The sequence below is a fragment of the Cnuella takakiae genome (genome assembly GCF_001953305.1).
Lineage (GTDB): Bacteria > Bacteroidota > Bacteroidia > Chitinophagales > Chitinophagaceae > Flavisolibacter > Flavisolibacter takakiae.
In genome coordinates this window covers 3,606,249-3,614,201 of sequence record NZ_MTFE01000010.1, presented here as the reverse complement: position 1 = coordinate 3,614,201, position 7,953 = coordinate 3,606,249, and the positions used below count along the sequence as shown (strand labels likewise).

The 7,953-nt window shown below is 49.3% G+C and carries 10 protein-coding genes; 5 read left to right on the top strand and 5 right to left on the bottom strand.

Going from position 1 to position 7,953, the window contains the following annotated elements:
* Positions 1–177: 177 nt before the first annotated feature.
* Positions 178–642: a ribonuclease HI gene (gene rnhA, locus BUE76_RS15725; RefSeq protein ID WP_073041546.1), complete on the top strand. Its 465-nt coding sequence runs from the start codon at positions 178–180 to the stop codon at positions 640–642.
* Between the two features lie 223 nt (positions 643–865).
* On the opposite strand, the gene BUE76_RS15720 is transcribed toward rnhA, so the two are convergent.
* Both BUE76_RS15720 and manA read right to left on the bottom strand, forming a co-directional pair.
* Positions 866–1,450, bottom strand: coding sequence for a DUF6580 family putative transport protein (locus BUE76_RS15720; RefSeq protein ID WP_073041544.1), 585 nt, complete (start codon positions 1,448–1,450; stop codon positions 866–868).
* 45 nt (positions 1,451–1,495) lie between these two features.
* Positions 1,496–2,725 carry a mannose-6-phosphate isomerase, class I gene (manA, locus tag BUE76_RS15715; RefSeq protein ID WP_073041542.1) on the bottom strand — a complete coding sequence of 410 codons (1,230 nt, stop codon included), beginning with the start codon at positions 2,723–2,725 and terminating at the stop codon, positions 1,496–1,498.
* Positions 2,726–2,756: 31 nt separating this feature from the next.
* Between manA and BUE76_RS15710 the strand changes: the two genes are divergently transcribed.
* Both BUE76_RS15710 and xerD read left to right on the top strand, forming a co-directional pair.
* Positions 2,757–3,113 carry a YraN family protein gene (locus tag BUE76_RS15710; RefSeq protein ID WP_073041540.1) on the top strand — a complete coding sequence of 119 codons (357 nt, stop codon included), beginning with the start codon at positions 2,757–2,759 and terminating at the stop codon, positions 3,111–3,113.
* 286 nt (positions 3,114–3,399) lie between these two features.
* Positions 3,400–4,302: a site-specific tyrosine recombinase XerD gene (gene xerD, locus BUE76_RS15705; RefSeq protein ID WP_073041538.1), complete on the top strand. Its 903-nt coding sequence runs from the start codon at positions 3,400–3,402 to the stop codon at positions 4,300–4,302.
* A gap of 215 nt (positions 4,303–4,517) precedes the next feature.
* Here xerD and BUE76_RS15700 read toward each other — a convergent pair whose 3' ends face one another.
* The 3 genes from BUE76_RS15700 to BUE76_RS15690 form a co-directional block, all read right to left on the bottom strand.
* Entirely contained in the window at positions 4,518–5,255 is a 738-nt protein-coding gene (locus BUE76_RS15700; RefSeq protein ID WP_073041536.1) for an SDR family NAD(P)-dependent oxidoreductase, read from the bottom strand.
* Between the two features lie 70 nt (positions 5,256–5,325).
* Positions 5,326–5,895: a Crp/Fnr family transcriptional regulator gene (locus tag BUE76_RS15695; protein ID WP_073041534.1), complete on the bottom strand. Its 570-nt coding sequence runs from the start codon at positions 5,893–5,895 to the stop codon at positions 5,326–5,328.
* 120 nt (positions 5,896–6,015) lie between these two features.
* Entirely contained in the window at positions 6,016–6,537 is a 522-nt protein-coding gene (locus BUE76_RS15690) for a type I restriction enzyme HsdR N-terminal domain-containing protein (RefSeq protein ID WP_245798325.1), read from the bottom strand.
* 113 nt (positions 6,538–6,650) lie between these two features.
* On the opposite strand from BUE76_RS15690, the gene BUE76_RS15685 reads away from it, so the two are divergent.
* Entirely contained in the window at positions 6,651–7,421 is a 771-nt protein-coding gene (locus BUE76_RS15685) for an AMP nucleosidase (protein WP_073041533.1), read from the top strand.
* Between the two features lie 126 nt (positions 7,422–7,547).
* Positions 7,548–7,931 carry a hypothetical protein gene (locus BUE76_RS15680; RefSeq protein WP_073041531.1) on the top strand — a complete coding sequence of 128 codons (384 nt, stop codon included), beginning with the start codon at positions 7,548–7,550 and terminating at the stop codon, positions 7,929–7,931.
* Positions 7,932–7,953 lie beyond the last annotated feature (22 nt).

Here is a 7,953-nt window from a genome sequence, read left to right as displayed (position 1 = left end):
CGGTAGCTCGTCGGGCTCATAACCCGAAGGTCCTAGGTTCGATCCCTAGCTTCGCAACCAAGAGCCTCCCATGTGGAGGCTTTTCCTTTTTAGCTCCTGTCTAAATACCCAACTGGTCTTTTTGAAGTAACTCTTTGTCTTCATCATTGCTTTCCCCTTCCGGCTATCTTTGCGCCCATGGATATAGTGATGTATACCGATGGCTCATCGAGGGGCAACCCAGGGCCCGGTGGTTATGGCGTAGTACTGATGGCTGGTGACAAGAAAAAGGAACTATCGGCAGGCTACCGCAAAACAACCAACAACCGCATGGAACTGCTGGCGGTGATTGCCGGCCTGGAAGCACTCAAAAGACCCGGTATGAATGTTACCGTGTACTCCGACAGCCAGTATGTGGTGAAAGCCGTTAAGGAAGGCTGGCTGAAAAAATGGATCGCTACCAATTTTGCCGGTGGCAAAAAGAACCCCGACCTATGGCGCCACTACCATACTATTTCGCAGCAGCACAACATGAAGTTTGTTTGGGTAAAAGGCCATGCCGATAACCCCTTCAACAACCGTTGCGATGTGCTGGCCACTACTGCGGCAGATGGCAAGAACCTGTTGGTGGATGAAGGGTATGAGCGGGGATTGGCGGGTTAGTTGTTGCAATTGCTGCAAACAAATAAATGGCTTTACCCTATAACCCCTTTCTTGCCGAACTTGCTACGGTATCTTAAATTTCAGCCGCAGGAATAAGATGAGGATGCCAATATAAATGCGGCAAGACTAAGCTAAAAGCTTACTGTATACGACCTTTTAACCAAAATATAAAAAAGCAAAACCCCGCTGAAGCGGGGTTTTGTTATGCTGGAAAGTAAAATGCTTAAGCCAGTTTGGGTGCCTTTTGCTGTGATAACGCATAGCTGCCAAAAAGCAGGGCGCAAAAGAACAGGTCGCCAATGAGCAGGTTGCCGTACGAGTTGGCAAACAGGCCATACTCGCGGTAAAAAGCCAGGCCGTCGGCATAGGTCAGCAGCAAACCCTGGAAGGTTTTGGGGTGGTGGTAGCCACCGCCGCCGAGCCATACGGTAAAGTTGGAAGCCAGGAAAAACAACAGCGAGCCACTAATGCTGAAGCCGGCAATATTGCGCACATTGATCTTCTTCATGCCAAAGCCAAAAACGGTAAGACCTGCAAACAACAGGTAGTTAACCCACTGTCCTGCGTAAAAGCCGGGCGTTTCGGTAAGGCCGTTCAGGAACAGTACCTGGTACAATACATCGGAAAGGAGCATGGATGCCAGGGGCAGCACAAATGCCAGCTTCTTGTCGGCGATGATGGCACCACCAAAAATAGCCATGGCAATCTGCGGCGCAAATCCAAGCGGACGGCCATCCCAAATACGATAAAGCGAGGCAACCAGGATCAACAGGCCAAGGGCAGTCCAGGTGGAGCGATTGAGTTTCATGTTTCAGTTATTTTATCCGGCAGGGGGCAAAATTAGGTAAGAAAGCTATTGCGCCGAAACCTGTTTTTGCGGCACGGCCGCGCGGAACAACTCGGTGGCGCTTGCGCCCTGTAAGGTGTAGTGGGTACCTGCGCTTACCAAAGCAGCGCTGCCTTGGGGAATATCCAGCTCGGTGTCGCCTGCTTTTACCGTAGCGCGCCCATGCAATACCAGCAGTATCTCGGCGCTTGTGGCAGTTGCTGCAACAGGATTGCCTTCCAGTTGGTATTGATAGAGTTCAAACTCCGGGGCCGGTACCGAAAACTGGATTTCCTCCTCTTCTGATGCATGGGCACCCAGCACCATGGGAATGGTTTCCTCGTAGCGAACATGTTTGAGCAGTTCGGCAACGTCGATATGCTTGTCGGTAAGACCGGCACGAAGCACATTGTCTGAGTTGGCCATCAGCTCCACATTTTGTCCTTCCAGGTAGGCGTGGGGGAGGCGGGCCTGTTGGAAGATACCCTCGCCCTTGCGCAGGTGTACCAGGTTGAAGAGGTAGATAGAAAAAATTCCCCGGTCGATATTGCCGTCCTTACAATAGGTTTCGGCGGCACGTGCTGTCCAGAAGTCTTCCTGCTTTTTCAATAACTCGCCATTGTGGTAAAGGGGCAGCACCCGGTCGACCACAGGTTGTAAGATGGCATTCACTTCTTCCTGGGGCAGGGTCATCACCTTGCGGTAAAGGCCTTCATACCCGTTCTGGTCAAATTCGGCAACAAGGAATTCAAATTCCGGCACCGACTCCAGCACTTCACGCAGCAGGGCGGGCGACTTAAAGCCATGGAGCAGCCAAAAGTCGGACAGGGCTACCATCAGCTCGGGTTTGTGGTTATCGTCTTTATAGTTGCGGTGTGCGGCATTAGCCGGAATACCTGCCGCATTTTCCCGGGCAAAACCTTCCTGGGCCGAAGGAATATCCGGGTGTACCTGTATGGACAACATTTGGCGCACATCCAGCACTTTCAACAGGTAGGGCAGGCGGCCAAAATCAGCAAAAGCCTGTTGGCCCAGCACGGTTCCTTGGTATTGTTCGATAAACTTGTTAAGCGCATACTGGTTTCCGTTAACCGACACCTGCGCAGGATGATTGGGGTGTGCTCCCAGCCAGTATTCGGCGCAGGGTTGTTGGTCAGCGTTGGGCTGTTGCAGCAATTGGGGGATATAGGAAAAGCCGCCCCAGCTATAATGCTGAACAATGCCTTTGAGCGGGAAGATGCCTTGTAAAGGGTGCATTTGGTTTGTATTTTGGCGGTCAAATATAGCCATGGCAGTGCACAATCAGCGGGGAAAGGAGGGGGAGCAGCTGGCCGTTGACTTTCTCCTGCAAAAAGGGTTTAGCATGCTCCACCGCAACTGGACCTGGGGTCACCTTGAAGTGGATATCATTGCACTTAAAGGCGAAGTGCTCCATTTCATAGAAGTTAAGCTCCGCAATTCTAACCGGTTTGGTTACCCCGAACAAAGCGTGGGCAAACAAAAACTACGCTTTCTGATGCGTGCCGCCGACCAGTACCTCCAGCTCAATAAACAATACCGCAAAATCCGTTTCGACATCGTAGCCATTACCGCACCTGCAGGAGCGGAGCCGGAAATATTTTTTATTGAGGATGTTTACTTGTAAAAAGTTTGGATTTGGGAGTTGTTGATCTGGCGTCACCCTTTAAAGGCTAAATATGTTGGAAGGTGCAAAGGATATTTGTTCCTAACAGACTTTTGTCATGCTGACGAATGTCAGCAGCTCATTTACATGCGATACACTTTTATAGCATACCAGGCCTTAATCTGTTCCCGCCTCTTACGCTTCTCTTCTAACCCCAACGCTTAACTCCAAACCCCCAACACCAAACATATTCCCCACCTTTGCCAACCAACCCAAAACAAAAAAACAAAAACCAGATCAACCCCTCATGTGGGAACCCTATAAAAAAGGATTTAAAGCTTACCTGCAACTGGAACGTTCGCTTGCCGAAAATTCGGTAGAGGCATACCTCGCCGACCTGGACAAGTTGACGGCATACCTGGCGGTGCAGGGGCAGGCAAAGAGCCCTGATGCTGTTGTGCTGGAAGACCTGCAGGTTTTTGTCCGCTGGGTGGCAGAGTTGGGTATGACCCAAAGTTCGCAGGCCCGCATTATCTCGGGCATCCGGACTTTTTACCGCTACTGCCAGCTGGAGGAAATCACCAACAACGATCCCACGCTTTTGCTGGAAGCGCCCAAGCTCCAACGCAAGCTGCCCGATGTGCTTTCTTTTGCAGAAATCGAAGCCATCATGGACCAAATTGACCGGAGCACCCCCGAGGGTGAACGCAACCGCGCCATCCTGGAAGTGCTGTATGGCTGCGGGCTGCGGGTGAGCGAACTGGTGGAACTGAAACTATCCCACCTCCACCTGGATGTGGGTTTTATACGGGTGATTGGCAAGGGCAATAAGGAAAGACTGGTGCCCATCGGCGACAGTGCCATCAAGCACCTGGACATCTATTGCAACAGCATCCGCCGGATGGTACCCATACAGAAAGGAGAAGAGGACCTTGTTTTCCTGAACCGGCGCGGCAAAAGGCTAACGCGGGTAATGATCTTCCTGATCCTGAAAGACCTGGTAGCAAAGGCCGGTATCAACAAGAATATTTCACCGCACACCTTCCGCCATTCTTTTGCCACCCACCTTGTGGAAGGTGGCGCTGACTTGAGAGCGGTGCAGATGATGCTGGGGCATGAAAGCATTACCACTACCGAAATATACACGCACTTGGACCGGGAGTTTCTACGGAGTACGCTGCAGGCTTTTCACCCTGGGTATGGTAAGTAAGTCCGAATGATGCTTTAACATGGGGTCACAGTTGAAGGAACCTTCTGTTGATGAAATGAATTGTTGTTAAATACAACTACGATACTGTGAAGGCAGCATAAGATGTACTTAGCCACATCCATAAACAAAAGGATTGCCTGGGTAGCAATCCTTTTGTTTATAAAGCTTTGGTACAACTATTTAGTACCACTGGGATGAATATATTGTTCCTGTTCTTACCAGGGGCTTTCTTCTGTTGCGTCTTCTATATCGTTACTGTAAAATTTCCCAGTCGGCGCATGTTCGTCTGTCAGGGTATGTTTGATAATAAAGCTTGCTGCACTTTCAACTGTTCCCGGGCCACTGAACTGGTTAAATGCTGTTGCGGTATAGCCGGGATCAATTGCATTTACCTTGAATGGCAAGTCTTTCAATTCATGGGCAAGAACAATTGTATAAGCATTTAATGCTGCCTTCGAGCAAACATAGCTTACTGGCTTTACCTGGTAATATTTCCAGCTGGGGTCTGCATGTCCGGTAAGGGAGCCAAGCCCGGAAGTGATATTACTAATCCTGGGGCTATCTGATTTTTTAAGCAGTTCCAAAAAAGCCTGCGTAACATGGATGACGCCAAAAAAGTTGGTGTCAAACACCTCCTGGATGCCTTCGGCCGGTGCATCCATCGCTTGTTGTGGATACGCCCCGCTTATCCCGGCATTGTTAATCAGAATATCCAGTTTTCCCTGTTCTTTTTCAATGATGTTTTTTGCAGACAGGATCGATGCCGGGTTGGTAACATCTATTTCAATTGCTTGTACATGCTCCAGGCCCTTTTCCTTTAGTGCTTGCGCTGCTGTTGCTCCTTTTTCGAGTGAGCGGCTGCCCAGGTAAACAAACAGGCCCCGCTCAAGCAATTGCTTTGCAGTTTCCAGTCCAATACTTCTGTTAGCGCCGGTAATTAATACTGATTTCATTTTTTGTTTTTATTGGTACAAACATCCCATTCTAAAAAATGAAACAACTTGCCATTTGGCAAAAAGAAAATTAGCGGATGTTTTTCCTGATCCTGCTCAATGAAGACTGGGTGATACCTAAATAGGAGGCCAGGTAAGAAAGGGGAACCCGGTTGGCAATGGTTGGAAATTTTTCAAGAAAACTAAGGTAACGTGTAGTAGCGTCTTCAGATACCAAAGGGCTTCTCCGGTCAACTTTCTGCAGCAGGGCCTTGGAAATTATTTTGTGCACTATTGCGTCCCATCCTACAATGGTGTTCAATAAATCCTGCCAGTCATGCCTGGAAAAAGTAAGAACAGTACAGTCTGTAACAGCCTGCACGTAGGAGGATGATGGAATTTGGTTATCGAAACTTTCCAGGTCTACTACCAGGTTGTTTTCTTCAATGAAATACTTAGTGATTTCTTCGCCTTTGTTGTTGTAATAGCAAACACGCAAAACGCCCGCTACAATAAAACCTACCTGCCGGGCAATCTTTCCTGCTTCCGAAAAATAGGCATCCTTTGAAAGTGATAATTCAGTTGCCTTGCTGGATATCAAATCAATTTGGTGGTGGTTGAGGTTGCCAAACTTCAGGATGTAATCAATAAACGCTTTCATGCATGTAATTTGGTGAAAGTAGTTTTATAGCATTTGTCATTTGGTAAAAAATGTCGGGTCAAGCAGTTTTGGCTCAGGAGTTTTCCACACATAGACCTACACTTTTTCTGTTCGGACTATTTAAGGTTTCCAAACAGGCAGCTCCGCTATCTCCACCAACCTGCCCTCCACCTTTTGCCAACCTCTTGTCTCTGTTCCATTCGTAATAACCAGGTAGGGAACAGGGATGGTAATATTGTACCGAAGCACTTGCTCCAGGACGGGTTGGTTCAGATTGATGGTAGTGGCTTTGCATTCAATCAGCATCCAGGGTTGGTGGTTGGCGTCAAATACCAGCAGGTCGAACCGGCGCTTCATGCCATTGAGGAGTAATTCTTTTTCGATAGCTACCATGGCGGCGGGGTATTGGAGCACCTGCAATAGGTACTGCACAAAGTTCTGGCGCACCCATTCCTCCGGGCTCAGGCGGAGCCACTGTTTGCGCAGGGCATCAAATATTTGCTGCTGCCCTTGTTCTTTGCGGATGCGGAACTGCGGTTCGGGAAAGGCCACGGCGATCATCGGGCAAAGGTGCGGAAACTTAGGGTTGGAAAGGAGCGGAGCAGGCTTGTTATCGGTTTTTAGTTTTTGGTTTTTGGCCACTGCTCAAGGGCAAGGCTTTTTTTTCGACCACCTGAACCAACTTCCAACTTCCAGCTTTCCCGTCTTTCCTGTCTTTCCCGTCTTCCCCCGATTATCTTAGCTTTGCCCCGAATATGAAGACTAAAGACGATATCGTACGCAACTGGTTACCGCGGTATACCGGTGAACAACTCGAGAACTTTGGAAAGTATATTCTCCTGACCAATTTCAGCAACTATGTAAAGATGTTTGCCGAATGGAATGGCGTGGAAGTGGTAGGCTGGGACAAGCCCATGCAATGCGCCACAGCAGGCGGCATTACCATCATCAACTTCGGTATGGGTTCGCCCACTGCAGCTACCGTAATGGACCTGCTTACGGCCATCAACCCTGAAGCAGTGCTCTTTTTGGGTAAATGTGGCGGACTTAAAAAACGCAACAAACTCGGCGACCTGATCCTGCCCATTGCGGCTATCCGAGGTGAGGGTACATCCGACGACTATTTCCCCGAAGAAGTTCCCGCACTTCCTGCTTTCGCCCTCCAGAAAGCCATTTCTACCACCATCCGCGATTACGAAGTGGACTATTGGACCGGCACCGTATACACTACCAACCGCAGGGTATGGGAGCACGACGAAGAGTTTAAGGAATACCTTAAAAAGGTACGGGCATACGCCATCGATATGGAAACGGCAACCATCTTCATGGTGGGTTTTGCCAACCGCATTCCTACCGGCGCCCTGCTGCTGGTGAGCGACCAGCCCATGACACCAGAAGGTGTAAAGACGGAAGAAAGTGACCGCAAGATTACTTCCCAATACGTGGAGCGTCACCTGAAAATTGGTATCGACTCCCTGAAGCAACTGATCAACAACAGTGTAACGGTTAGGCACCTCCGCTTTTAAACCTGGCTAAGGCCTTATTGTGGTATTTGAAAGGCTATTGGAACAGCAAAGCAGTTCGTACAGGACTGCCCACTGTTTGTTGCCGTTTTGTTTTTCGACTTTTTACTTTTCCCAAACCCCACCATGATGAAACTCCTGCTCCTTGGGGTGGCAGCCCTTGCGGTTACTGCCACGCCACCTGCCTGTAACCGAAACAAGCAGTCAACCTGTTTTAAGGCACGTATGGAAGACCGTGGTATGTGCGGCAATTTCACCATTTCAGTACTGGAAGGTCAATTGGAAGGCACAGAGGCCAGCTGGACAAACGAACAAACGGGAAAGGTTTATACAAATGTATTTCGGCCTGCCAATCCCTGCGGCATACCCGAAGGCATTAAGAATGGCGACACCTTTTACTTCACCCTCGACACGAGAAAGGTGGAAGATTGCACCCATTGCATGGCCTTTTATCCCGCACCTGCAAGCCGCATCAATATCCGGGTACAGGAAGGACCCTGCAGCGGTAAGTAAACGCTGGGGCCATTTGAATAAT